Genomic DNA, 22695 nt, shown 5'->3' with positions numbered 1-22695 from the left:
GCCATGCTCCTTTCCTTTATCACTATATTCAGGAGTCGGCCTGTCACATGCCAGCACAAAAAAAGCCGATGACATCGTCACCGGCTCAGCGTGTAGACAAACCCTCGCATTCTTTGTCAGTTCTGCGTGCCGGTGCTCACGAATGTCAAATTCGCTCTGCGCCGGTACTCGTCCTTCCTAGACTGCAAAGGTTTTCTATCACGCTGAAAAGAAGACAAAGGGCTAAAATCAAGTTCATTTTAGCCCTTTGTCAACAATCTGAGCCGATGACATCGTCAGCGGCTTTCTTAAATGATTAGTCTTGCAGATTAATCCACACGCTTTTGACTTCTGTATAGTTGTTAAGGGCATATGATCCCATTTCTCTGCCAAGGCCTGACTGTTTATATCCGCCAAACGGGGAGGCGGCATCAAAGACATTATAGCAGTTGACCCAAATGGTTCCTGCTTCTAGGCGTGCAGCGATATCGTGAGCATGCTTTAAGTTTTCTGTCCACAGTCCTGCCGCTAACCCATAGTCAGATTGATTGGCCCGTTCGACCACTTCATCAATGGAATCGTAAGGAATCGCAGATAGAACTGGGCCGAAAATCTCTTCTTTTGCGATTGTCATTTCATCTTCTACATCTCTAAAGACAGTAGGGGAGACGAAATAGCCTGCTTCATAAGGGCAGTCACCACCGACTACGGCTGTTGCACCTTCTGACTTCCCTTTTTCGATATAACCTAACACACGTTCATGCTGCTCTTTACTCACTAGAGGCCCAATCTGGGTATCATGATGAAGACCAGCTCCTTGTTTTAAGGATGTCGCATATTTAGCCATTTGATCGACGACTTCATCATATTGGCTCCGGTGCACAAAGACCCTTGATCCTGCACAGCACACTTGACCTTGGTTAAACATCACGCCGTTTAATGCACCTGGAATGGCTTTCTTTAAATCGGCATCTGGTAAAATAATATTCGGCGATTTTCCGCCAAGCTCTAAAGTAACACGCTTGATGGATTTGGCTGCTTTCTCCATGATCAATTTCCCAACACTTGTTGATCCAGTGAAAGCCAGCTTATTGACATCAGGGTGATCGGTTAATGCTTCACCGGCTGTTTCACCAAATCCAGGAACGATGTTAATCACGCCTTCTGGGAATCCGGCTTTATCCACTAATTCAGCTAAATATAAAGCAGATAGCGGTGTTTGTTCGGCTGGTTTTAAAACGATGGTGCAGCCTGTTGCTAGTGCAGCACCCATTTTCCACATGGCCATGAGGAGCGGGAAGTTCCAAGGAATGATTTGTCCCACAACGCCAACAGGCTCATGGCGGGTATAATTAAAATATCCCTGGCTGACAGGAAGGGTTTGTCCAGTCATTTTTGTGGTCCACCCTGCATAATAGCGCATGTGCTCAATGGCAAGAGGGATATCCGCATTGGTTGTTTCATTAATTGGTTTTCCATTATCAAGTGTTTCCAGCTGAGCCAGTTCTTCTTGGTGTTCTTCCATTAAATCTGCCAGCTTAAACATCAAGCGGGCACGTTCGGCTGCAGACATAGAACGCCAAGGTCCATGGAACGCCTTTTTAGCAGCTTTTACTGCCTCATCAATGTCGGCTGCACCTGCTTCATATACATCAATAAGGGTTTCTCCTGTGGCAGGGTTAGGTGTAGAGAATGTTTTGTTATCATGACTTGTGACAAACTGACCGTTAATGTAGAGTTTTTTCGTCCCTTGGAGAAAAGATTCGAGTTTTGAACTGATTTGAAGTGTTGTAGAGCTCATAAATAAACAAACCTCCTTAAAGATATCGGTTGTTCTGCGAGTTCTAGGTGGAAAAAGTGGACATGAAGCCATTTGTATACGCACACACATGTAAACGTATACATTTATCATATTACACGACATCTTTGAAAGCAATCGATAACACTCATTGCATTTCACGAAAAATTGGCTACAATAAATGTATAGATGAAAAAAGGAGTTTTTAAATCATGATCCATCAAAACTGGCAAACGGCTGAAACGATAAAACAAGTAAAATGTGTACATACAAATGCGAAAAAATATATGGTTGACCGAGCATTAACGGTTGGACACACATATGATGTGAAAAATGAAACAGAGGAATTTCTCTTTGTCGTTGATAATACGGGTAAAGTAGGCGGGTACTACAAAGAGTATTTCGAAGACAATTCTGCTGAATGATTTTGAGGGTCATCACTCATACTAAGAAAAACAGTAAAGGGTGATGATGATGAAAAAGCAGCAGCAAGAAGAGCAGAAACATCAAAATGCTTGGCATGACAATGAAGATGCTGATATGGCGATTACACTTGAGCAAATTTCTGATGTGTATGCCGAAGGAACGATTGATACCCCGAAAGATGAATAGTCATTTAAAACAGTGATTTTACATAATCACTGTTTTTTTATGGTTCCATAACGAATGATTTCTTGAAAAAAAATGAAACTTTTTTCCTGCTTTAACAGTCTAAATAAGTAGAGGAAAGAGCATCGGATCAAAAAGAAAAAGTTAAATGAAATTTAATCTATTCGTAATGGAATAACGACGATTTATAGCGTATTCTATAAGTGAGAATAAAACGTACCCACAGAGCCGTGTGGCCGTTTTGTCATAAAGGAATTTGATGCAGGAAGAGGGGGTTTACGTGGGTATTTTTTCTGTCAGTAAACAAAATGATCATAAAAAATTCGAATCCTTATTAATTGAAGGAGAAAGAATTGAGGCTGTTTACAGACTGCGTCACGACCAAATTTGTTTCACTAATAAACGACTAATCTTTGGCGATAACCGCGTATTTTCTAAAAAGAAAGTCAGGGTCTCCTTGCCGTATCGATCAATAGAAAGTTTTGCCATTCAAGAAGCTGGCGTGTTTGATCAGGACACTGGTATGCTGCTTGTTACAAGCTCAAAAGTATTTGAACTCGATTTTTCTAAAGATACAGATTTGAGTGACGTGCAGGCCATTTTAACAAAACATCTTTGCTGATCAACGATGCGATTACATAGATCACATGCACTTTTCTCATTCTTTGTTCTTATTTTTATCTATCGCATATCCCTTAAGCTTTTCCCATTACAGTGGGAAAGGCTTTTTTCTATTCATGTGTTTGAATCACATCAAAAAAGGATAAAGATGAAACAGATACAGAAAGGAGAATGAACAATGAAAGTATTGGTTGCTGGAGCAAACGGACATACAGGGAGACTTGTCATTCGATATTTAAAAGAAAAAGGACATGAGCCACTTGCTCTCATTCGAGATGAAAAACAAGCAGATGCGCTAAAAGAACTTGGGGCAGAGCCTGTCATCGGTGATCTTGAAAAGGATGTGACAGATGCTGTGAAGCAAGCAGAAGCTGTCATCTTTGCAGCTGGTTCAGGCTCAAAAACAGGTGCAGATAAAACCATCGCTGTTGATCAAGAGGGGGCAAAACGCCTCGTTGATACAGCCAAAAAAGAAAATATTCAGCATTTTGTGATGCTGAGTTCTTATAATGCCGACGATCCTCATCAAGGAAAAGGACAAGGCAGTATGGAAATTTATTATGAAGCGAAAAGAAAAGCCGATGAACATTTAAAACAGTCTGGTCTTTCTTACACCATTGTGCGGCCAGGAGCACTGCTGCATGAGGAGAAGACAGGGAAAATAGAAGCAGCGGCTCATATTCCAGACGATCGTGACATTGAGATTTCCAGAGAAGATGTAGCCACTGTCTTAGTGGAAAGCTTAACGGAATCCAATGTGAAAAATAAAGCCTTTGACTTAATCAAAGGTGATACACCAGTAGAAGAAGCACTTCGCAATCTTTAAATGAAGAAAGCTGCTGCCAAAGAGGCGGCGGCTTTTTTGATGTTTTCATTTCGCATGGAGCGGGAAGGTAAAAAGAAAGGAGTGAATGACCGTGAGCTTAACGAAAGAGCAAAAAGCTGATTTATATGAAAGACTTATTCAATTAAAAGAAGATGTGAAAGGATCAAAAAAGAAAGAAGAATCCATGCTGGCCGAATCGAATGAGATTTCAAATGGTGTTGGAAACCATATCGCAGATCACGGAAGCATCTATTTAGATCGCATGACCGAACAGACGCTGGATCAAGTCGACGATCAGCTCGAAGGTGAAATTGATGCGGCGCTTAAGCGGATGGAAGACGGAACATATGGAATTTGTGAAAAAACAGGAAAAGACATTCCATATGAACGTTTGAAAGCAGTACCCTATACTCGTTATTCAATTGATGCAAAGAAAAATGAAGAAACCAATCAAGATCCAAATGAATTTGACCGTTCGTTCTCTGAGCAAATGCGTGATTTAACAAATAGAGAAACAATGGATCAATTACATTCAGATACGTATGAAAGGCTAGAAGAAGAGCAAGATGTTGATGTAGATGAGGAAAAATAACATGATGAGAGGAATTTATGTTTTCTCACCATAATGTTTTCCCACGTCTACATGGACAAAAATCTTGTATACATGAGTATTTTTTTAGAAAAAACATATCTTGAAATTTAATAAACTTTCGTGTAGTATAGTTTAAAGGCTGCGATGCGCGTAATGTTAATTAAGTTTTAACCTTTAAGCTGTAATAGGGAGTTTTATATTGAAGCCGGAATGTCACGCCTCCTTCGAGAGGAAGACAGGAACGTTTCTGCAAACACCCACTTTGAGGAGTGGTGGTTTAAAACTTTCTTACTTAGATTACGGCATCCGCAGCTTTTCCTAGGATGATTCAAGCCATTTTCCATTTTTGGAAAATGGCTTTTTATTTTGTCCAAAATACGATTTTGAACAGACCGAATGTGGATGTACAAATGTATGTTAAAATAGACAAAACAAACGACGGAGAGGGAATTGGATGTTACAACAAGCAGAAGCACTTCTTAAACAATATTATGGCTTTGATGCTTTTAGACAAGGACAAAAACAAGCCATTGAATCGATTGTGAATAAACAGAAGGATACGGTCTGCATTATGCCGACAGGCGGAGGGAAATCGGTTTGCTACCAGATTCCTGCCCTTATGATGGAAGGAACGACAATCGTTGTATCTCCGCTTATTTCTTTAATGAAAGATCAGGTTGATGCGTTAAATGAGATGGGAATACGATCGTCCTTTTTAAATAGTACACTTTCAGCAGGTGAAATGAATACAAGGCTGAAAAAATGTGAACAGGGGGAGTATGATTTGCTTTATATCACCCCTGAACGCTTACAAAATGAACGTTTTTTTCAGCTGCTTGATCGATTGACGATTCCTTTAATGGCTATTGATGAAGCGCACTGTATATCTGAGTGGGGACATGACTTTAGACCGAGCTATCGCTTTATACAAGAATGTGTAAACAAGCTTTCAAAAAGGCCTGTTATTGTAGCATTAACAGCCACTGCTACAAAGAAGGTCCAACAGGATATATGTGAGCAACTTGGCATGGACGAAGAAGAAACAATCTTTACTGGTTTTGCTAGAGAAAATTTGTCTTTTCAAGTGGTGAAAGGGCAAAACAGCGACCAATTCATCACACAATATATGAAGAAAAACAGTCTTGAGTCAGGCATTATTTATACAGCCACACGAAAAGAAGCAGATCAAATTTATCATCGTCTAAAAAAGCAAAAGATCAAAGCGGGTGTTTATCACGGAGGATTAGATGATGAAGTCAGAGAAGAACAGCAAAATCTTTTTTTAAATGATGATATTCAAGTAATGGTAGCTACATCTGCATTTGGTATGGGGATTAATAAGTCTAATGTACGTTTTGTCATTCATCATCAAATTCCAAGAGATATTGAAAGTTACTACCAAGAAGCAGGACGTGCCGGGAGAGACGGGCTTGAAAGTGAATGCATTTTACTGTTTTCACCGCAAGGCGTACGCGTGCAGCGCTTTCTCATTGAACAATCAACAGAAGATGAATTGCGGTATCAGCATGAATTGCTCAAGTTGAGACAAATGGTAGACTACTGTCATACGGAACAGTGCCTTCAGCAATTTGTGATGGATTACTTTGACCAATCATCAAGTGCCCCTTGTCAAAAATGCAGCAACTGTCTAGACGAGAGAGAGCGTGAAGACGTCACGAGAGAAGCACAAATGGTTTTGTCGTGTACCGTTAGAATGAACGAACGATTCGGAAAAATGATGATTGCTCAAGTATTAGCCGGCTCTAAAAATAAAAAAGTGCTTGATTTTGGTTTCGACCGGCTTCCTACTTATGCTTTAATGAAACAGCATTCAGCCCAACATATCAGTGATTTCATTGAATTTTTAATTACAGAAGAGTATTTACGCATGTCTGAAGGAACTTTTCCAACACTAAAAGTGACACAAAAAGGAAAGAAAGTGCTAGTGGGGCAGGAGACCGTCTATAAAAAGCAGGCGATAAAGGCAGAGGCTATTCAAGAAAATGATGCATTATTTGAGCAGTTAAGAATGGTCAGAATGAAGTTGGCAAGAGAGCAGGGCGTTCCGCCATTTGTTGTCTTTTCTGATCAAACATTGAAGGAAATGTCAGCAGTAGAGCCTAAAACAGAAGAAGAACTTTTAAATATTAAAGGTGTCGGTGCACAAAAAAGAGAGAAATATGGAGATGTTTTTTTAGAAGAAATTCGTTTATTTATAGAAAAAGAGAAAAAATAAAGAGTTTGAAGAAGGAAAATAAATTTTTTTCGTTTCACTTGGACGCGTTTTCATCATGATGATTTCCATCCCTACAAAACCTTGATATGATGCGGAATTGAGCCATTTAGTGGGCTGATTTACCAATGGAGAGAGATGTTTCATGTAAAGGAACTGTAATCTAAAACATATCGTTTTGTTATTGAAATGACATTTACATATGTTACGATAGCACTCGTTAGCCGCCATAAAAAGCTAACAAGGGAGGATTTACTTTATGAAGAAGACTATTATGTCCTTGGTTGCTGTTGCAGCAATCTCAACAACAGCATTAGGAGCACAGCAAGCTTCTGCAAAGGAAATCACTGTACAGAAAGGTGATACACTTTGGGGAATCTCTCAAAAAAATGATGTGTCTCTAAAGGACCTAAAGGGTTGGAACAATTTATCTACAGACATGATCTATGTAGGAGATAAATTGACAATCTCTTCAAAAGAGAAAACTCAGGAGCAGTACAAAGTCCAGAAGGGGGACAGCCTCTGGAAAATCGCTCAAAAATTCAATGTGTCAATTAGCGATATTAAGTCTTGGAATAACTTAAACTCAGATATAATTATGATTGGTTCAACATTAAGTGTTGCTGGTCAAAGCTCAGCTCCGGTAAGCTCAGAACCTGTTCAAAAACAGGCACCTGTCCAAAAAGAGCAAACAACGAAAAAAGCTGCTCCTAAAAAGGAAACAGCTAAAGCAGAATCATCTTCTGCTAGTCAAAGTGTTCAAAAAGAAATGACTGTAACGGCTACGGCTTATACAGCAAATGATGGTGGCATCTCAGGTATCACTGCAACAGGGGTAAACTTAAACAAAAACCCAAATGCAAAAGTAATCGCAGTAGATCCTAATGTCATTCCATTAGGAAGTAAGGTTTATGTTGAAGGCTACGGTGAAGCCATCGCAGCAGATACTGGCGGCGCAATTAAAGGTAACAAAATTGATGTACACGTACCAAGCAAATCCCAAGCTAAAAATTGGGGCGTAAAATCAGTCAAAGTGAAAGTACTTAACTAGTAGTCTATTGTTTTTGGAAGAAAGCATCAGGTGGCGGCCTGATGCTTTTATTATACCTTTTTTTGGCCGGAAATACACATATTTTTCTGAAAAATTCGCATTTTCGACAAAAACCAGCGTATAAGTCCATCTCAACGCTGGTTTTTGTGTCGTTAGCTGTCCACCCAATAAATTTCTCCGCTTTGCTCTTTCCAATTAATTTGGACATCAAAATGGTGTTTTTCATAAAAATGAATCAGGCGGTCCACATGGTTCCAATCTCTTTTGACGAGATCCCCAGTAATGACTGGAATGTTTTGCTCTCTTGCGATTTCTTTTAAATGCTTCATACAGATGGATCCATAGCCATTATCAGGCGGGCCTTTAATATCGGCAATGTGAATCTTTCCTTCTTCAGGATATTCCGCGATCAAGGAAAAATCAGATTGTCCGCGAAAAGCTTTTTCACAATCGCTTAACATGATTTTGCACGTATCTGCATTCTCAATTGCAGAGACGATCATCCATTCATCTTCCTTCGCTTGATCAATGCCAATAATCTTTGCTTTTTTTGAAATATCTTTTATATTTTCTTGCATTCGATACATTTGGAACTGCAACTGCTGTAATTCTTGCTCTAATGTCTTCACATCTTTTGTTGTTTCCTGTAAGATTGACAAGTCTATTGCTCCTTTCGTAGAAGAGTTGATAAAAACCACACAAATTCCCATTCTAAAGGAAGTGAGTGGATCTTTCAAGCCGCTAGAAGGCAGGCAATCGGCAAGTTTGTCTAAAATTCGACGAAGACAGCGAATTCATTGACTTTAGAGACAAAGTTAAATAACATACTCTTAGTCGGAACTAATAAAGAGAGGTTTTCAAACATGAACGAACAGAATCAAAAACCGAAAAATTTCACCGGCATTGTTGTCTTTTTAACAATTGCCATAAACGGCTTAATTGCTTTATTATTTTTCATGCCAAAAACAGATAAATTTAGTCATCTGGATATTACATTTCTGCCGTTACTGAATGCCGTGATGAACAGTTTTACGTTTATCTTTTTACTTTCAGCGCTCATTATGATTAAACAAAAGAACATTAAAGCCCATAGACGATTTATCTTTGCGGCTTTTTCAACAACACTTGTCTTTTTAATTTCGTATGTGACGTATCATTCAATGGCAGCTGATACACACTTCGGGGGAGAAGGAATCATTCGTCCGATTTACTTCTTTATTCTCATCACACATATCGTCTTATCTGCCGTCATTGTACCGCTTGCACTGATCACCCTCTTTAGAGGCGCACAAATGCAAGTCGAACGTCATCGTAAAATTGCCAGATGGACCATGCCTCTTTGGCTCTATGTCAGTCTAACAGGTGTCATCGTATATATTATGATTTCTCCATACTACAGCTAACGTATGTCCATCTGGACATACGTTCTTTTATTTACAAGATGAAGTGCTTTGGATAAAATGGGAATTGGGTATCCGACTTGCACGGTATCTTCCCACCTATAGAATCACATCATGTCTGGCCGTTTGCTCGTTTGGAGAACACAATTGAACGAAACGGGGGTTATATGATGACTGAACAATTGCAGTACAAACCGGGGCTTGAAGACATTGTGGCAAGCGAAACGTCAATTTCGTTCCTAGATGTCCAGCAAGAAGAAATTGTGATTCGCGGTTATGACCTCATCGAGCTGGCACAAAACAAGACGTACTTAGAAACAGCCTATCTGCTCATTTATGGAAGATTACCAGATGCAATGGAATATCACCAATTTCAGCAAGATATTTCCTCACAAACAAGCTTACATCCAACCATTCAAACCATTTTGACAAAACTGCCAAAAACCACTCACCCAATGGATGCCATGAGAACGTGTTTATCTGCTCTTGCAGGGTACGATGAACAACTGAATGATCGATCAGAAGCATGCCAACAAGCGCGTGCCGTTCGATTACTTGGCCAGCTGCCAGCGATTGTTGCGGGAAGCTATCATATTCTCACACAAGACACCACACCTACTCCAGACCAGACCAAATCCTACACTGAAAACTTTCTAGCGATGTTAACAGGCCGCACTCCGGCACAAGACGAAATCAAAGCATTTGACCAAACGCTCACGCTTTATAGTGAGCATGAGCTGCCGAATTCCACATTTGCAGCAAGAGTCATTGCATCTACTCATTCTGACATGTATGGTGCTTTTACTGGAGCGATTTCTTCATTAAAAGGTGACTTACACGGAGGCGCAAACGAAGCAGTCATGCACATGCTGCTCGAAGGCAAAACAACAGAAGGTTTCCTTGCGCTCATTGAACGTAAATTAGCCGCAAAAGAAAAAATGATGGGCTTTGGACACCGGGTATACATGAGAAAAATGGACCCAAGAGCGGCTCTTTTAAAACGATCATTGAAAACGCTTACCGAATCAAAAGGAGACACGACGCTTTATGACATGTGCGTCGCAGGCGAGGCATACATGAAAGAAAAGAAAAACCTCTATCCAAACCTTGATTATTACGCAGCACCTATTTATTACGTGCTCGGCATTCCTATTTCACTTTATACACCGATTTTCTTTGCTGCGAGAGCAAGCGGATTAGCAGCGCATGTCATCGAGCAGCATTCACACAATCGGATTTTTAGACCGAGAGTAAGATATTTAGGACCAAGAGGATTAAAAGTCTCAAATGATGATGGAAAAACGGGGGAATGAAGATGAATAAAACAGCAGTAGCCAATCAAACAGATCAACTATTAGCAGATATCGCAGCCTATGCCGTGGATGGAGAAATTACGAGCAAAGAGGCCATTGAAACAGCTCGGTATGTACTTATGGATACACTCGGCTGCGGAATGCTGGCGCTCAACTTTCCAGAATGCACGAAGCATCTTGGACCCATCGTACATGGAACTGTTGTCCCTAACGGAGCAAGAGTGCCCGGCACTTCATTTGTATTAGATCCTGTTCAAGCGGCTTTTGATATTGGCTGTATGATTCGCTGGTTAGATTATAATGACACGTGGCTTGCACAGGAGTGGGGCCATCCATCAGATAACCTGGGCGGGATATTGGCTGTAAGCGATTATATCAGCAGAACGAGGCTTGCAAACGGAGAAGAACCGCTTTCGATGAATGACGTACTGCATGCGATTGTAAAGGCACATGAAATACAAGGTGTGCTTGCTTTAGAAAATTGTTTGAATCGAAATGGCTTGGATCATGTTCTTTTTGTCAAGGTGGCATCAAGTGCAGTCGTTTGTGCAATGCTTGGCGGAACGAAAGAAGATGTACAGCATGTATTATCACAAGCATTTGTGGACAATTCACCGCTTAGAACGTACCGCCACGCCCCAAACACAGGATCGAGGAAATCATGGGCAGCAGGGGATGCAACAAGCCGTGCAGTGAGACTAGCGATGATGACATTGAAAGGAGAAATGGGCTATCAAACGCCCCTCAGTGCAGAAAAGTGGGGGTTTGAAGATGTGTTAATGAAAGGAAAACCACTCACACTTGCCCAGCCGCTTGGGTCATATGTGATCGAAAATGTACTCTTTAAAATTGCTTATCCAGCAGAATTTCATGCGCAAACTGCCGCTGAGGCCGCTGTCATTCTACATGACGCGGTAAAAGACCGTTTAGATGAGATTGACAGGATTGAGATTACGACACATGAATCAGCCATTCGAATTATTGATAAAAAAGGACCGCTTTACAACCCGGCAGACCGTGACCATTGCTTGCAGTATATTACGGCCATTGGGTTAATCTATGGTGAGCTGACCGCTGATCATTATGAAGAAGAGACGGCGCAGAATCCGCTCATTGACCGTTTGCGTGATCAAATGATCGTCAAAGAAGATAAACGGTATACAGAAGACTATTTAGATCCGAAAAAGAGATCAATTGCAAACTGTGTTCAAATCTTCTTTAAAGACGGAACGATGACAGATCGAATCGAAATTGAATATCCGCTTGGTCATCGCAGAAGAAGGCAGGAAGGGATCCCGCTGCTTGAAAAGAAATGGGTATATCATTTGAAAACGAGATTTCCACAAAAACAAGTCGATCAAATTGTTTCACTTTGCCAAAATCCAAATCAATTAAAAACAACGACAGTACCAGCATTTATGGACTTATTTGTCATATAAGGGGGAGCTAGTGTGTGGATCGTGAATGATGAAGTAAATCAAGTTGACTTAGCCGCAGCTTTTAAAGAGCAAATGTACAAATCCGCTTTATTTCAAATTCCAGGCGTTCACGATGGAATGTCTGCGCTCTATGCGAGGAAAATGGGATTTCAAGGGCTTTATTTATCGGGTGCCGCTTTTTGCGCAAGCAAAGGGCTTCCTGACCTTGGTATGATTCATTCCACTGAAATGGCGGAAAAGGCAAAGGAAATCATTCGAGCTTCTCAGCTGCCTCTTTTAGTTGATATGGATACTGGCTATGGCGGTGTATTAAATGCAGCCAGGGCAGCAAAAGAAATGGTGGAGAGCAAGGTAGCAGCTGTTCAAATTGAAGATCAGCAAATGCCGAAGAAATGCGGACATTTAAACGGAAAATCACTCGTTTCTGTAGAAGACATGATGGCGAAAATCAAAGCGATCAAACAAGCGGCACCTACACTTCTCGTCATCGCAAGAACGGATGCGAAGTCAGTAAACGGGATGGAGGATGTCATTCACCGGGCGAATCTCTATCTAGAAGCAGGAGCAGATGCCATTTTTCCTGAGGCGCTGATCACAGCAGAAGATTTCACGTATGCTTCAAACAATATAAAAGGGCCGCTTCTTGCAAACATGACGGAGTTTGGAAAAACACCTTATTATCATGCAGACGAATTTTCTATGTTTGGCTTTCAAATGGTGATTTATCCAGTGACATCCCTGAGAGTTGCTGCAAAAGCGTATGAGCGTTTATTTACAGAGATTAAAGAAAAGGGGACGCAGCAGGGAATGCTGGAGGACATGCAAACGAGAAAAGAGCTATATGAAACGATTCATTATGATGAATATGAAGAAATGGATCAGCATTTAGCCAAAACGATCCTGCCGGAAATCGGGAAAGAGCATTCATAAGATGAAAAGAAGACAAAGGGCTAAAATAAAATTCATTTTAGCCCTTTGTCAACAATTTGAAGCACTTCCGTTTAGGAAGTGCTTTTTTTACGATGATGGTGTGGATGATGAAGCCAATTTCATCTTTTCTTCAACTGTTTTCGTTTTTTCTTTTACTTTTTCAGCATAAGTGAAATCACCGTAGCAATACGGATAGCGAAAGTTATCTTTGTCGCCCCCGCATGTATAGACTTCAGGGTTTCGCTTCACTTGCTTTTTGGAGTATTGCTTTGCCAATTTTTCGGAATGTTTTCCCCCGTTTTTTGCAACAAAATCAATATAGCCGATTCCCATGTTATAGCTTTGAATAATGGTTTCCAAATCAACGCCTTTTTTCTTCCCATGCTTGTACATAGTCGAAAAATGATGGACTCCTTGTTTAATGCTTTTCTGAGGGTCATTGATTTCATTTCGTTTCAAACCAAGAGATTCAGAGGACTGCATTGGATCTCCGCCTCTGCCTTTTGATTCTTGATACATCATACCGAGAATTAACGCGGTATATTGATCTAAATCTTGATCTCTTAACTCTGTTTCTACAAGCGGTTTGTAATCATCCAATCTCGACAAAACAATTGATTCCGTATCAATCGGCAGCTTTTTTAACTCCTTTTGATTAAAGGAAATGACAATGGCCGCTAATACGCAAACAAACAGAAAAATCGTGAAACAGCCTGAAATGGCAAAACATCCTGTTTTTTTCTTTTTCAAGGTCAGTTCACCCCTGTTTTGCCCCGCTTTTAAAAGGGAAGTACAGCCTTTATATTATGCCATATCCTGCACAGGATACCAAGTGAAAACCTTATATTCAATCATAGCCAAACGTAAATTCTGTTCTTGTTTTCAGTCTATAGCAGAAATAAACAAAACCGATCATGAGCCACACCATGCCGATGATTAATGCATTTGTACTGATGCTTGTTAAGAGCCAAATACAAAAAGCCGTTCCGCAAAGAGGGATGATGGCATACCTCAGTGTGTTTAATACACCTCTTTGTTTTTGTTTGATGAAATAGTAGGCGAAAACAGACAAGTTAACAAACGTAAATCCAATTAATGCCCCGAAGCTGATAAACGAGTAAATGACCTCAAGCTCACCAATAACTGCGGTTAACGAGAAAACACCAATTAATAAAATATTAAATACAGGCGTTCTCAATGTTGGGTGAATATAACCGAAGAAACGCTTTGGTAATGATTGATCTCTTCCCATCGCATACAAGAGTCTTGCGGCACTTGCATGTGATGATAGGGAGGAAGAGATGACAGCGACCATGGTGCCGGCTAAAAAGAATGAGTGGAGAAACGCGCCGCCCACAAATTCCGCAATTTCAAGTGATGCCGCATCTGGATGCTTGAACTGTTGAAAATTTGGAAACACCTGCTGTAAAAAATAAGAGGTGAGGGTAAACAGCACACCTCCAATAGCGACCGTTAAAAATATAGCGAGAGGAATCGTTCTTTTTGGTTTAATTGTTTCCTCAGACATGGTCGAAATCGCATCAAATCCTAGAAAAGAAAAACATAAAATCGTTGCGCCGGAAAAAATAAGGGCGGGATCTAAGCTCGCTGAATAAAACGGACGGGTTGACAGTATCTCTCCCGTGCCTGCATGCTGCGTGAGCCCATAAATAATAAACCCAACAAATGTAACAGCGACAATCACCTGAAAGGTCACAAATAGCGCTGTAATGTTGGCTGTAAGACGTATACCGATTACATTGACAGTCGTTATGGCGATAGCAAGTATGATGATCCAAATGTAATGAGGTACATCAGGAAAGGCTGCGGTTAAATATGCACTTCCGATTGCAAAATTCACCATAGGCAAAAATAAATAGTCTAGCAATAGTGTCCAGCCTACAAGAAAGCCAACGTGAGGATGAATACTTTTTTGCGCGTATGTATATGCAGATCCTGCTTTTGGAAAAGCCTTCACCATATTCCCATAGCTAAGCGCTGTCAATAGTAATGCCAGTAAAGTAAAGATATAAGCTGCAGCAACGTGTCCTTTCGTCAGCTGAGCAACAATGCCGTATGAATCAAATACGACAAGTGGGTCCATATAAGCAAGCCCGATCACAACAAGTGGAAAAACAGTCAGGCTGCGTTTTAGTCTTGGCTCTTCAGTCAATTTGCCTATCAGCTCCTCTAAAAAAATGAATAAATAATGCTCATTTTAAAAAGAATGCTACCACGTGTCAATGCTATTTGAATAAATCTTTTTTCAAAAGGTGTGGAAGCTTTGCATGCTACACGTTTTGGTATATGATGATACATAGAATAAGTCGTGAGTTGACTGACAAGAAAGGTGAAGCGAAATGAAGGAAGAACTGAATACAAATCAAGAACAGGAACGGATGGAGCTGGACGAAGAAAGTCTATTTCTTGTCTCCCAAACATTTAAAGCCTTATCTGATCCGACGCGTATTCGTATTCTACATTTGCTGTCTCAAGGTGAACATTCAGTAAATGATATAGCAGAAACACTAAACCTTATGCAATCAACCGTATCTCATCAGCTGCGCTTTTTAAAAAATCTTCGTCTCGTGAAATCTAGACGAGCAGGGACCTCGATTTTTTACAGTCCTGAAGATCAGCATGTGATGGAAGTGCTTGAACAAATGATACACCATGCACAGCATGATTGAGAAAAAACCTTCCTACTTTTATATAGGAAGGTTTTTTATGCATGATGTACTTGGGTTGATCGTTTATTTGCTTTCATCATTTGATAAGAAAACACAATATAGTAAGCCGCTAGAAGGAAAAAGCTGAGTATTGTCAGCGCATCATCGCTGACAATATGCTGATACAATTCAACGATATCCATTTTGGTGATCGCATGTGTTGTCAGATTGACCGATTTAAATGCAAGCCTAGATAAAAACAAACATAAAATAAAGCTTTCAATCCATTTACTTGTTTTCATATACAGCCGGCCATTTTCTAATTTCATCTGAATCGTCTGATAGGCGTGGATGGCGAGACTGCTCCCGAAGATCATGCCAATGACGGCATAGATAAAAATACTGTGATTTTGCCATCCTTCTGATAAGAGAATAAGGGCAGTCAGACTAAATACATACATTCTCATGAAAAGATTTACCGGGCGCACAAGCTGATAGCGTCTCATTCGATTCATTCGAATGATGATCCAGACGAGCATGACGATCCCGATCATGAACAACTGCCATACGTGATGTGTCATGATGCAACCTCCTCCTGCACAGGCAGGGATGTAAACGAATGCTGGCTGTTACTTATCATTACCATTCTTTCTTTTTTTATCAAATCAAAACCTATATTTATGAAAAAGAGGAAAAGTCATGAAAATCGATCGCATTTTGTCCATTGTGATGATACTGATTAGCAAACGGCAAGTACAGGCGAAAGACCTCGCTGAACTACATGAAGTGAGCGTAAGAACCATATACCGTGACATTGATACGATTAATCAAGCGGGGATTCCAGTTGTCACAAAACAAGGCGCAGGGGGTGGAATTTCACTCGTTGACGACTATCGTCTAGAGAAAAAATTATTCACCGATGATGATATTGAACTGATTTTAACAGCTCTTGAAAGCATTACGAGTGCATACACCTTTAAAGAAAGTGAACATGTACTAAAGAAAATGAAATCCCTGATTCCGCCTCAAAATGAAAAACAGCAACATGTATTTATTGATTTAAGCTCTTGGGGGAAAGACAGCTACTTAGAAAAGAAGCTCCAGCTCATTCATACCGCTGCCTCAGCGCATCAATATATCCAGTTCACCTATCGCAATGCAAAAGGCGAAACACTTCCTAGAAAAGTAGAGCCTTATACACTTGTCTTAAAAGGAAGACACTGGTATTTGTATGCGTATTGCTGCGTGAAAAAAGCATTTCGCCTGTTTAAACTCAAAAGAATGTCAGACCTTATCACGCATACAGTATCCTTTCTACCTAAACGAATAAAAAATGAAGAAAAGCCTTGGAATGATTCTTGGCACGAAGAACCTTCCGTCAGTACACTAACGCTCAGGTTGACTGAAGATTCTGTTGGTAAAATGAAGGAATGGATAGATGAAAATGAATTCACCGTATGTGCGAATGGTACGTATCTTGCCACAATCACGTTGCCTCAGGATGATTGGTTATATAGCTTTCTTTTTTATTTAGGGCCAGATGTCGACATTGTCTCTCCGCTATCCGTTCGGGAAGCATTTGATCTCAAGTTGAAACAATTTCAAAAACCAAAAGGAACTTGACACAATGTTGTCAGGTTTCTTTTTATATGATGGAAAAAAAGGAGATGAGAATGTATGTACGATATCGTGATTTTACAGAAACAATGGATCAAGGGATTATCTGTTCGAACAACAAATGAAATGGAGCAAACAAACGAGCGGAAGATTGCACCGCTTTGGCAGCAATTTTTCACGCAGCAGCTCGACGGGGGCCATGCGCCAGTCATAGGGCTGTATTCAGATTATGAAAAGGATGAAAATGGCGCTTATTTGTTCACAGCGGGGCAATTGGTTGACCAGCAGCTAGCACAAGATGCAAAAGAGATTCCAGGCTCCACCTACGCAAGATTTCAAACGAGAAAGGGCCCGATTGAAGAGGTTGTGTTTGAAACATGGCAGCAGATTTGGAGCTGGGATCAGCGTCACTTGCGAACATATACTGGCGATTTTGAATGGTACGACGAACGATCGATTGATCCAAAAGAAGCGCAAATTGATATTTATATTGCTGTCGATGAAAAAATAGTTGCTAAAACTAATGATATTAGTTAATATAAAACTAACGACATTAGTTTTAGGGGGGAAACAAGATGAGATTGACAACATTTGACCGTTTGCACCAGCTTACATTAATGCCGCGTATTTTTCCGGTAAATTGTTATGTATTTGAGGAAGAGAATGAACTCATCTTAATTGATGTAGCTTTGAAAATGGCAGCAAGCTCGATCATTGAATTTGCACATCAATTAAACAAACCCATTAAAAAAATTATTCTGACTCATAGTCATATGGATCATATTGGCGCACTAGATGAAGTGAAAAAGGCTTTTCCAGAGGCAGTTGTTTATTTATCGAAACGAGATGCTCGCCTGTTTGCTGGCGATTTCTCTTTACTTCCTGGTGAGCCAGAGAAAAAAGTCAAAGGCAGTTTTTCAAAAGACATTCACACAAAACCAGACGTGCTTGTTGAAGAAGGGGACGAGATTGGGTCCCTGAAAGTCATTGCCACACCAGGACATACACCAGGAAGCATCTCTTTATACGATGAAAAGTCAGGGGTTGTCATTGCGGGTGATGCAGTTGTGACAAAAGGCGGTTTATTTGTAACGGGTGAGTTTCGCTTCACCTTCCCATTCCCGGCTTTTGCCACTTGGGATGCAGAAACAGCACTAAAAAGCGCTGAAAAATTACTGGCACTTCCCTTGTCTTGTCTCGCAGCAGGGCATGGTGATCTCATCATAGAGCCTGAGGCAAAGCTCAGAGCCGCTATCGAAAAAAGGAAGCAGCAGCTACAAAAGGGGGGACAGTAAGCCATGTCTCCAAGAATGGGTATCACACAAGAAAAAATTGTTGAATCTGCCATCGAATTTGTCGATGAAGAGGGCTTTTCCGCTTTGACCATTGCTACATTGTCCAAACGGCTTAACATCAGACCACCATCTCTTTACAACCATATATCCGGCCTTCATGAAATACAGGCAGCTCTTGCTGTCAAGGGGCTGACAATGCTTTGTGAGGCCGGCAAACAAGTAACAGCGGGGCTGGAAAAAGAAGACGCTGTTTTAGCATTTGCAAGACAATATGTTCAATTTGTTCGTCAGCATCCCGGTCTTTATGAGGCTGCTTTTTCACATATGAATGAAAAAGAAGTCAGTGTGGCTGCAGAGAATCTTGCTGATTTTGTCCAATCCATCATGTCTCGTTTTGGTGTAAAAGAAGAGGACATGACGCATGTCGTCAGAGGGCTCAGAAGCTTACTGCACGGTTTTGGAGATATTTCAAATAAAAAGGGATTTCAACGGAAAGAACAGCTTGAAGATAGTGTGAGCTATGCGGTCCGTCTTTATATTGCAGGCATCAAAGAGCAAGAAGATCTGTCTCATTGACAGGTCTTTTTTATGTATCGAACCGATATGATGAAGGAGATGTAAACAAATCAAAACATTTTTTGGGCAAAAAACCAATAAAGATTTGACAGTTTTGTGAAACATGGTATGCTTATTATGTGAAATAATTCACATAGAGGAGTAGAGGCAGATGAAAAGAAAGCCTGTTTATGTGGAAACAACCATTCAAGCACCTATTGAAAAAGTATGGGAGTATACGCAAAATCCAAAGCTTCATGAACAATGGGATTTGCGATTTTCGACCATTTCATTAAATGGACCTAGTGATGAACAGCCCCAATCCTTTTTGTATGAGAAACACCTTGGATTCGGCATTAGTGTAACTGGGACAGGAGCGTATCGAACGAGCGTGAAGGATGAGCGTCATGAAAGAGCATCCTCACTTCAATTTAAATCATCACACCCTTTGTCTTTCATCAAAGAAGGCGGAGGGTATTGGAAATACATGAAAACGAATGATCACATTGTGTTTCAAACGCAATTTGATTATGAAACAAAGGAAGGAAAAGGGTGGAAATGGGCAGACCGGTTCTTTTTTCGGCCAATGATGGGGGTTATGACTGCCTTTAGCTTTGGCGCATTAAAGACGTGGCTTGAAAAGGGCACGCATCCCCGTTTGCTGCTTGAGAGAACACTTGCCCATTATGGCATTTGTTTGTTGTTTGCCATCGTCTGGTTATGTCAAGCGATCATTCCTTTTTCACCTTCTGCTTTTGATCATAGCACCGGATTTCGATTGTTTTATGCGCTATTAGGTGTATCATGGCTCATGCCTAAACTGCCAAAGAAATATATATTCATCCTTCAAAGCATCTTTCTGCTGCTGATGCTTGGTATAGGGATTTTATCGCCAGAAACGACTCTGCACGAGCCGCTGGTGCTGAGTGCATTTTTCATTTTATCCGTTGCAGGAATGATCAATTTAAAAGATTGTGTAGATGTGTTTTCGATCAAACGAAAAAGGGGAGGTAGACATGGTCGTTCATCATCATCAAGTAAAAGACTACGATAAGCTGCATCCAGCATTAAAAGAACGTTATAACCGCGCGTTTACGGCCGAAGGCATCATGGAGGAAATAGGAGGCGGGACAAAGCTCATCCGATTTTTATTCAAAGTCGGTCCATTGTTTCGCTGTTTTTTTCCTGAAAGAGGGCGAAATATTCCCTTCCAAATTGTGAACAAGCCTTTTACGACAAGTAAGGGAGAAGAAGGGATGCACTGGTTTCGAACGTTCTATTTTCCTGACAAGGAAAGACATTTTGATGCAGATATGATCATTGTTCAGAAGAGCCATCAAGTACTAGACTACTTTGGAAAACCTAGGCTTCTTGTGTCAGAGCTTCATTTTACAGTCACGGAAAAAGGATTCTTGCACATTCAATCAGGTAAGCAAAAGTTTTTGCTGTTTGGGCGGGAGTGGCCGCTCCCTTCTTGGCTTTATGGTGAATCTGATGTAACAGAAGGGTACGATGAGCGTGCAGGTGAGTATACGATTGATGTTCAAGTGAAAAATCGCCTTTTTGGCACTCTTTTTACGTATAAGGGCCGGTTTACGGAAAGGGTGTCATCTCATGAATAAATGGCATTTGATGTGTAGCATCGTGTTGATGGCTTGCTTTCTCCTTACACGTTTGACGACAGCTCCCATACCAGAATTTTTTGTTTTGATTGCGATTTTATTTTTTCTTCCCGCTTTCTTACACTTTTTTTATCAGGAAGAGAAGAAACGGCAGCAGAAGGGGCTGATCGGCTTCATAATGAAAGCCTTTCCAGTAGCAGCTCTATGTGCAACAGGCGCATTCATCTTTCACTCTCTTTGGCTTGCATTGGGATGGCTTTTCTTTACAATGATTCTGGCTTTATTTGGTTTCATCCGTTTGCTGAAAAGAGGGGCCCATCCGCTTCATGAGCTGATGATCGATGGCGCATGTATGTATATCGCTCTAGGTGGACTTTGGTTCTGGCTGTACATAGCAGATATACAAGTGATGACATTTTCACCGATGATTGTACTTTTGACCGCTATTCATTTTCATTATTCGGCTTTTTTTATCCCAATCTTTTATGGCTTATTAGGAAGGCAGCGGAAAAAAGAGACGACGCTATACAAAGTGGGTGGCTGGGTTATTTTACTGTCACCAGTGATGATTGCTGTTGGAATCAGCTATTCTCGCCTGTTTGATACGTTCAGCGTCGTTCTTTATGTGATCGCACTTTATTTGTATGGAATTTTATGTATGACAACTTCTTTTCGTTCAACTGTCGCAAAAGGGTTCGTTGTGTTTTCTAGCATCATGTTAATGGGAACGATCGTCCTATCATTCCTTTATTCTGCCGGAATGCTTTTACATGTTAGCTACATCAGCATGGATCAAATGATTTGGTTTCATGGCAGTATCAATGCAAGTTTGGTTATTTTACCAGGCCTCATTGGATGGTTGATTGAAAAACCAGCTGATCGATTGAAACAGAAGGATTTTCCGGTATCGAGAGTTCACGGTCGTTTTCAGATCATGTCTTTTCAACATGACGACATGCAGCATGATGAGAAGATTGGTTTAGTCGATTCTCTTGACCAATTAAATGGAAAGGCATTTTCAGCAGAGAGTGTGTCACCTGTTATTCGCAGATTTTATGAGGACCCGATGTCCTTTAAGTTAAAAGCAGCCGTCTGTTTTCATTGGTGGGTAAGGCCGTTTGTCTTTTTGCTTCAACCTGTTTTTAGACAAATAGGACAGCTCTATTTAGGGTCATCACGAATGCCATATGAAATGTCGGGGAGTCTTTCAAGATTTCAACATCCTCTTGAAGAAAGGGAGAATGTACGTGTGTGGGTCAGGCGCAATGAGAAAGGCGAGCAAGTCTTTTATGCGCTCTATGCTCAGCACCATGATGAAGAGACAGTCTATATGAATATTGCTTTGCCGCTTCCTTTTTCACAGCTTACGGCTATTTTAAAACCTTTGAATGAAAAGGAAGATTTTCTATTAAAAAGTAAAAGTCCAAATGGCAGTACGGGTGATGAAGGATTGTATTTGCATACGTCTTTCATCACCATGAAACTGCCAATGGAAGAAAGCTTTCATATGAAACCGGAGACGGAAAAAAGTCTCACAGCAATTCATCAAATGAAGCTATTCGGTATTCCTTTTTTAACGATTCAGTATCAAATCGACAGTGAAAGCCACTCATCTTAATCAATGATGTCGCATGGTTCACCGTGACGAATGATGTTCACAATCGCTTGCCCATCACTCGGATGATGATCTGCATACTGTACTGGAAGTAAAGCAAAAAATACATAGTAGACTGAGAAGTAAGCAAATTGATAGAAAAATTGATGTTCTGGCAGGAAATCGTTGGCGATCATTGTGTTCAATATAAGAACACTGAGCAGGTTGCATAATGATCCGCCTAAGTAGACAAGAATGTGTGAGAAACGGTTATTTCTCCTCATTTCTTCATAGTGGCAAAATGCATCAAGAAAATAGATTCTTCTAATTTCAACGACGCCTATTTTCAATACTTTTTTGCCTCGGCCAAGCGCAAACGAAACCTTTGCTCCAAACAGCCAGGCGACTACAATATGGCCCAGCTGATGCAAGATGGCAACGATAGGAAGAATGACGAAAAACGACCAGCAAAACGTCCACATATCTGATAATGTAAACAAGTGTTAACCCTCCCTGAAATATTCGAGAGGAAGCAGTAGGATTATTTGCCAT

Annotated in this window: 26 protein-coding genes and 1 other RNA gene; 21 read left to right on the top strand and 6 right to left on the bottom strand. The window is 40.6% G+C overall.

All coding sequences use genetic code 11. The annotated features are described in order from the left end of the window. Positions 1-47: 47 nt before the first annotated feature. Positions 48-299, top strand: a complete 252-nt coding sequence (locus FXF70_RS19015; RefSeq protein ID WP_187424759.1) for a hypothetical protein — start codon at positions 48-50, stop codon at positions 297-299. On the opposite strand, the gene FXF70_RS05160 is transcribed toward FXF70_RS19015, so the two are convergent. Next, positions 296-1780: an aldehyde dehydrogenase family protein gene (locus FXF70_RS05160; RefSeq protein WP_017359492.1), complete on the bottom strand. Its 1485-nt coding sequence runs from the start codon at positions 1778-1780 to the stop codon at positions 296-298. The two genes, FXF70_RS19015 and FXF70_RS05160, sit on opposite strands and share 4 nt — an antisense overlap. A gap of 209 nt (positions 1781-1989) precedes the next feature. Here FXF70_RS05160 and FXF70_RS05155 point away from each other — a divergent pair, with 209 nt between their 5' ends. The 8 genes from FXF70_RS05155 (at position 1990) to FXF70_RS05120 (ending at position 7709) form a co-directional block, all read left to right on the top strand. Further along, positions 1990-2202: a DUF6501 family protein gene (locus FXF70_RS05155; RefSeq protein ID WP_008346502.1), complete on the top strand. Its 213-nt coding sequence runs from the start codon at positions 1990-1992 to the stop codon at positions 2200-2202. 49 nt (positions 2203-2251) lie between these two features. After that, positions 2252-2389: a YozQ family protein gene (locus FXF70_RS05150; RefSeq protein WP_017359491.1), complete on the top strand. Its 138-nt coding sequence runs from the start codon at positions 2252-2254 to the stop codon at positions 2387-2389. 277 nt (positions 2390-2666) lie between these two features. Then, entirely contained in the window at positions 2667-3008 is a 342-nt protein-coding gene (locus tag FXF70_RS05145) for a PH domain-containing protein (RefSeq protein WP_008346505.1), read from the top strand. A gap of 177 nt (positions 3009-3185) precedes the next feature. Continuing rightward, entirely contained in the window at positions 3186-3833 is a 648-nt protein-coding gene (locus FXF70_RS05140; RefSeq protein WP_110487746.1) for an SDR family oxidoreductase, read from the top strand. A gap of 91 nt (positions 3834-3924) precedes the next feature. Next, on the top strand, positions 3925-4425 hold the full coding sequence (locus tag FXF70_RS05135; RefSeq protein WP_017367441.1) for a TraR/DksA family transcriptional regulator: 501 nt from the start codon (positions 3925-3927) through the stop codon (positions 4423-4425). A gap of 133 nt (positions 4426-4558) precedes the next feature. Further along, positions 4559-4744, top strand: a non-coding RNA gene (ssrS, locus tag FXF70_RS05130) — 6S RNA. Positions 4745-4879: 135 nt separating this feature from the next. Further along, complete coding sequence (recQ, locus tag FXF70_RS05125; protein ID WP_148779949.1) at positions 4880-6661, top strand: DNA helicase RecQ; 1782 nt, start codon at positions 4880-4882, stop codon at positions 6659-6661. 256 nt (positions 6662-6917) lie between these two features. Continuing rightward, positions 6918-7709, top strand: a complete 792-nt coding sequence (locus FXF70_RS05120) for a LysM peptidoglycan-binding and 3D domain-containing protein (RefSeq protein ID WP_007500712.1) — start codon at positions 6918-6920, stop codon at positions 7707-7709. A gap of 152 nt (positions 7710-7861) precedes the next feature. Here the strand turns inward: FXF70_RS05120 and FXF70_RS05115 are convergent, their stop codons facing one another. Beyond that, positions 7862-8368, bottom strand: coding sequence for a GNAT family protein (locus FXF70_RS05115; RefSeq protein ID WP_008346514.1), 507 nt, complete (start codon positions 8366-8368; stop codon positions 7862-7864). Between the two features lie 204 nt (positions 8369-8572). Here FXF70_RS05115 and FXF70_RS05110 point away from each other — a divergent pair, with 204 nt between their 5' ends. From FXF70_RS05110 to prpB, 4 genes are all read left to right on the top strand, one after another. Next, positions 8573-9112, top strand: a complete 540-nt coding sequence (locus FXF70_RS05110; RefSeq protein WP_008346516.1) for a DUF420 domain-containing protein — start codon at positions 8573-8575, stop codon at positions 9110-9112. Between the two features lie 167 nt (positions 9113-9279). Further along, entirely contained in the window at positions 9280-10422 is a 1143-nt protein-coding gene (gene mmgD, locus FXF70_RS05105; RefSeq protein WP_025207495.1) for a citrate synthase, read from the top strand. A 2-nt stretch (positions 10423-10424) separates the two neighbouring features. Continuing rightward, positions 10425-11861: a bifunctional 2-methylcitrate dehydratase/aconitate hydratase gene (locus FXF70_RS05100; RefSeq protein ID WP_148779948.1), complete on the top strand. Its 1437-nt coding sequence runs from the start codon at positions 10425-10427 to the stop codon at positions 11859-11861. Positions 11862-11873: 12 nt separating this feature from the next. After that, the gene (gene prpB / locus FXF70_RS05095) at positions 11874-12791 is read left to right on the top strand and encodes a methylisocitrate lyase (RefSeq protein ID WP_148779947.1); all 918 of its coding nucleotides are present in this window, start codon (positions 11874-11876) and stop codon (positions 12789-12791) included. 87 nt (positions 12792-12878) lie between these two features. Here prpB and FXF70_RS05090 read toward each other — a convergent pair whose 3' ends face one another. Together FXF70_RS05090 and FXF70_RS05085 are read right to left on the bottom strand one after the other, a co-directional pair. Then, positions 12879-13541, bottom strand: a complete 663-nt coding sequence (locus FXF70_RS05090) for a lysozyme family protein (RefSeq protein ID WP_017359484.1) — start codon at positions 13539-13541, stop codon at positions 12879-12881. Positions 13542-13638: 97 nt separating this feature from the next. Further along, the gene (locus FXF70_RS05085; RefSeq protein WP_148779946.1) at positions 13639-14964 is read right to left on the bottom strand and encodes an APC family permease; all 1326 of its coding nucleotides are present in this window, start codon (positions 14962-14964) and stop codon (positions 13639-13641) included. Positions 14965-15151: 187 nt separating this feature from the next. Between FXF70_RS05085 and czrA the strand changes: the two genes are divergently transcribed. Further along, positions 15152-15481: a Zn(II)-responsive metalloregulatory transcriptional repressor CzrA gene (gene czrA, locus FXF70_RS05080; RefSeq protein WP_007500691.1), complete on the top strand. Its 330-nt coding sequence runs from the start codon at positions 15152-15154 to the stop codon at positions 15479-15481. Between the two features lie 35 nt (positions 15482-15516). Here the strand turns inward: czrA and FXF70_RS05075 are convergent, their stop codons facing one another. Beyond that, complete coding sequence (locus tag FXF70_RS05075) at positions 15517-16041, bottom strand: CcdC protein domain-containing protein (RefSeq protein ID WP_025207492.1); 525 nt, start codon at positions 16039-16041, stop codon at positions 15517-15519. Positions 16042-16159: 118 nt separating this feature from the next. Between FXF70_RS05075 and FXF70_RS05070 the strand changes: the two genes are divergently transcribed. The 7 genes from FXF70_RS05070 (at position 16160) to FXF70_RS05040 (ending at position 22167) form a co-directional block, all read left to right on the top strand. Further along, positions 16160-17083, top strand: a complete 924-nt coding sequence (locus FXF70_RS05070; RefSeq protein ID WP_148779945.1) for a helix-turn-helix transcriptional regulator — start codon at positions 16160-16162, stop codon at positions 17081-17083. Positions 17084-17137: 54 nt separating this feature from the next. Further along, the gene (locus tag FXF70_RS05065) at positions 17138-17614 is read left to right on the top strand and encodes a GyrI-like domain-containing protein (protein ID WP_148779944.1); all 477 of its coding nucleotides are present in this window, start codon (positions 17138-17140) and stop codon (positions 17612-17614) included. A 38-nt stretch (positions 17615-17652) separates the two neighbouring features. Continuing rightward, positions 17653-18372, top strand: coding sequence for an MBL fold metallo-hydrolase (locus FXF70_RS05060; protein ID WP_148779943.1), 720 nt, complete (start codon positions 17653-17655; stop codon positions 18370-18372). A gap of 3 nt (positions 18373-18375) precedes the next feature. Next, positions 18376-18948 carry a TetR/AcrR family transcriptional regulator gene (locus tag FXF70_RS05055; protein WP_008346533.1) on the top strand — a complete coding sequence of 191 codons (573 nt, stop codon included), beginning with the start codon at positions 18376-18378 and terminating at the stop codon, positions 18946-18948. A 151-nt stretch (positions 18949-19099) separates the two neighbouring features. Beyond that, complete coding sequence (locus FXF70_RS05050) at positions 19100-19981, top strand: hypothetical protein (protein WP_148779942.1); 882 nt, start codon at positions 19100-19102, stop codon at positions 19979-19981. Further along, entirely contained in the window at positions 19944-20549 is a 606-nt protein-coding gene (locus FXF70_RS05045) for a DUF4166 domain-containing protein (RefSeq protein ID WP_148779941.1), read from the top strand. The genes FXF70_RS05050 and FXF70_RS05045 overlap by 38 nt, the downstream gene beginning before the upstream one ends. Further along, positions 20542-22167: a YndJ family protein gene (locus tag FXF70_RS05040; protein ID WP_148779940.1), complete on the top strand. Its 1626-nt coding sequence runs from the start codon at positions 20542-20544 to the stop codon at positions 22165-22167. Before FXF70_RS05045 ends, FXF70_RS05040 begins: the two co-directional genes overlap by 8 nt. Here FXF70_RS05040 and FXF70_RS05035 read toward each other — a convergent pair. After that, positions 22164-22643, bottom strand: a complete 480-nt coding sequence (locus FXF70_RS05035) for a hypothetical protein (protein WP_007500681.1) — start codon at positions 22641-22643, stop codon at positions 22164-22166. The two genes, FXF70_RS05040 and FXF70_RS05035, sit on opposite strands and share 4 nt — an antisense overlap. Positions 22644-22695: the final 52 nt, after the last annotated feature.

The sequence above is a fragment of the Bacillus sp. Y3 genome (genome assembly GCF_008123875.1).
Taxonomy (GTDB): Bacteria; Bacillota; Bacilli; order Bacillales; family Bacillaceae; genus Bacillus; species Bacillus altitudinis.
The sequence above is the reverse complement of the archived record's forward strand: the minus strand, read 5'-3'. Positions and strand labels throughout refer to the sequence as shown.

Bases quoted from the DNA above. Each gene is read 5' to 3' on its own strand.
- FXF70_RS05055 (WP_008346533.1), top strand. From the start codon at position 18,376: ATGTCTCCAAGAATGGGTATCACACAAGAAAAAATTGTTGAATCTGCC.
- FXF70_RS05075 (WP_025207492.1), bottom strand. From the start codon at position 16,041: ATGACACATCACGTATGGCAGTTGTTCATGATCGGGATCGTCATGCTC.
- FXF70_RS05160 (WP_017359492.1), bottom strand. From the start codon at position 1,780: ATGAGCTCTACAACACTTCAAATCAGTTCAAAACTCGAATCTTTTCTC.
- FXF70_RS05110 (WP_008346516.1), top strand. From the start codon at position 8,573: ATGAACGAACAGAATCAAAAACCGAAAAATTTCACCGGCATTGTTGTC.
- FXF70_RS05040 (WP_148779940.1), top strand. From the start codon at position 20,542: ATGAATAAATGGCATTTGATGTGTAGCATCGTGTTGATGGCTTGCTTT.
- FXF70_RS05060 (WP_148779943.1), top strand. From the start codon at position 17,653: ATGAGATTGACAACATTTGACCGTTTGCACCAGCTTACATTAATGCCG.
- FXF70_RS05140 (WP_110487746.1), top strand. From the start codon at position 3,186: ATGAAAGTATTGGTTGCTGGAGCAAACGGACATACAGGGAGACTTGTC.
- FXF70_RS05120 (WP_007500712.1), top strand. From the start codon at position 6,918: ATGAAGAAGACTATTATGTCCTTGGTTGCTGTTGCAGCAATCTCAACA.
- mmgD (WP_025207495.1), top strand. From the start codon at position 9,280: ATGACTGAACAATTGCAGTACAAACCGGGGCTTGAAGACATTGTGGCA.
- czrA (WP_007500691.1), top strand. From the start codon at position 15,152: ATGAAGGAAGAACTGAATACAAATCAAGAACAGGAACGGATGGAGCTG.
- FXF70_RS05150 (WP_017359491.1), top strand. From the start codon at position 2,252: ATGAAAAAGCAGCAGCAAGAAGAGCAGAAACATCAAAATGCTTGGCAT.
- FXF70_RS19015 (WP_187424759.1), top strand. From the start codon at position 48: ATGCCAGCACAAAAAAAGCCGATGACATCGTCACCGGCTCAGCGTGTA.
- FXF70_RS05100 (WP_148779948.1), top strand. From the start codon at position 10,425: ATGAATAAAACAGCAGTAGCCAATCAAACAGATCAACTATTAGCAGAT.
- FXF70_RS05065 (WP_148779944.1), top strand. From the start codon at position 17,138: ATGTACGATATCGTGATTTTACAGAAACAATGGATCAAGGGATTATCT.
- FXF70_RS05070 (WP_148779945.1), top strand. From the start codon at position 16,160: ATGAAAATCGATCGCATTTTGTCCATTGTGATGATACTGATTAGCAAA.
- FXF70_RS05050 (WP_148779942.1), top strand. From the start codon at position 19,100: ATGAAAAGAAAGCCTGTTTATGTGGAAACAACCATTCAAGCACCTATT.
- recQ (WP_148779949.1), top strand. From the start codon at position 4,880: ATGTTACAACAAGCAGAAGCACTTCTTAAACAATATTATGGCTTTGAT.
- FXF70_RS05045 (WP_148779941.1), top strand. From the start codon at position 19,944: ATGGTCGTTCATCATCATCAAGTAAAAGACTACGATAAGCTGCATCCA.
- FXF70_RS05155 (WP_008346502.1), top strand. From the start codon at position 1,990: ATGATCCATCAAAACTGGCAAACGGCTGAAACGATAAAACAAGTAAAA.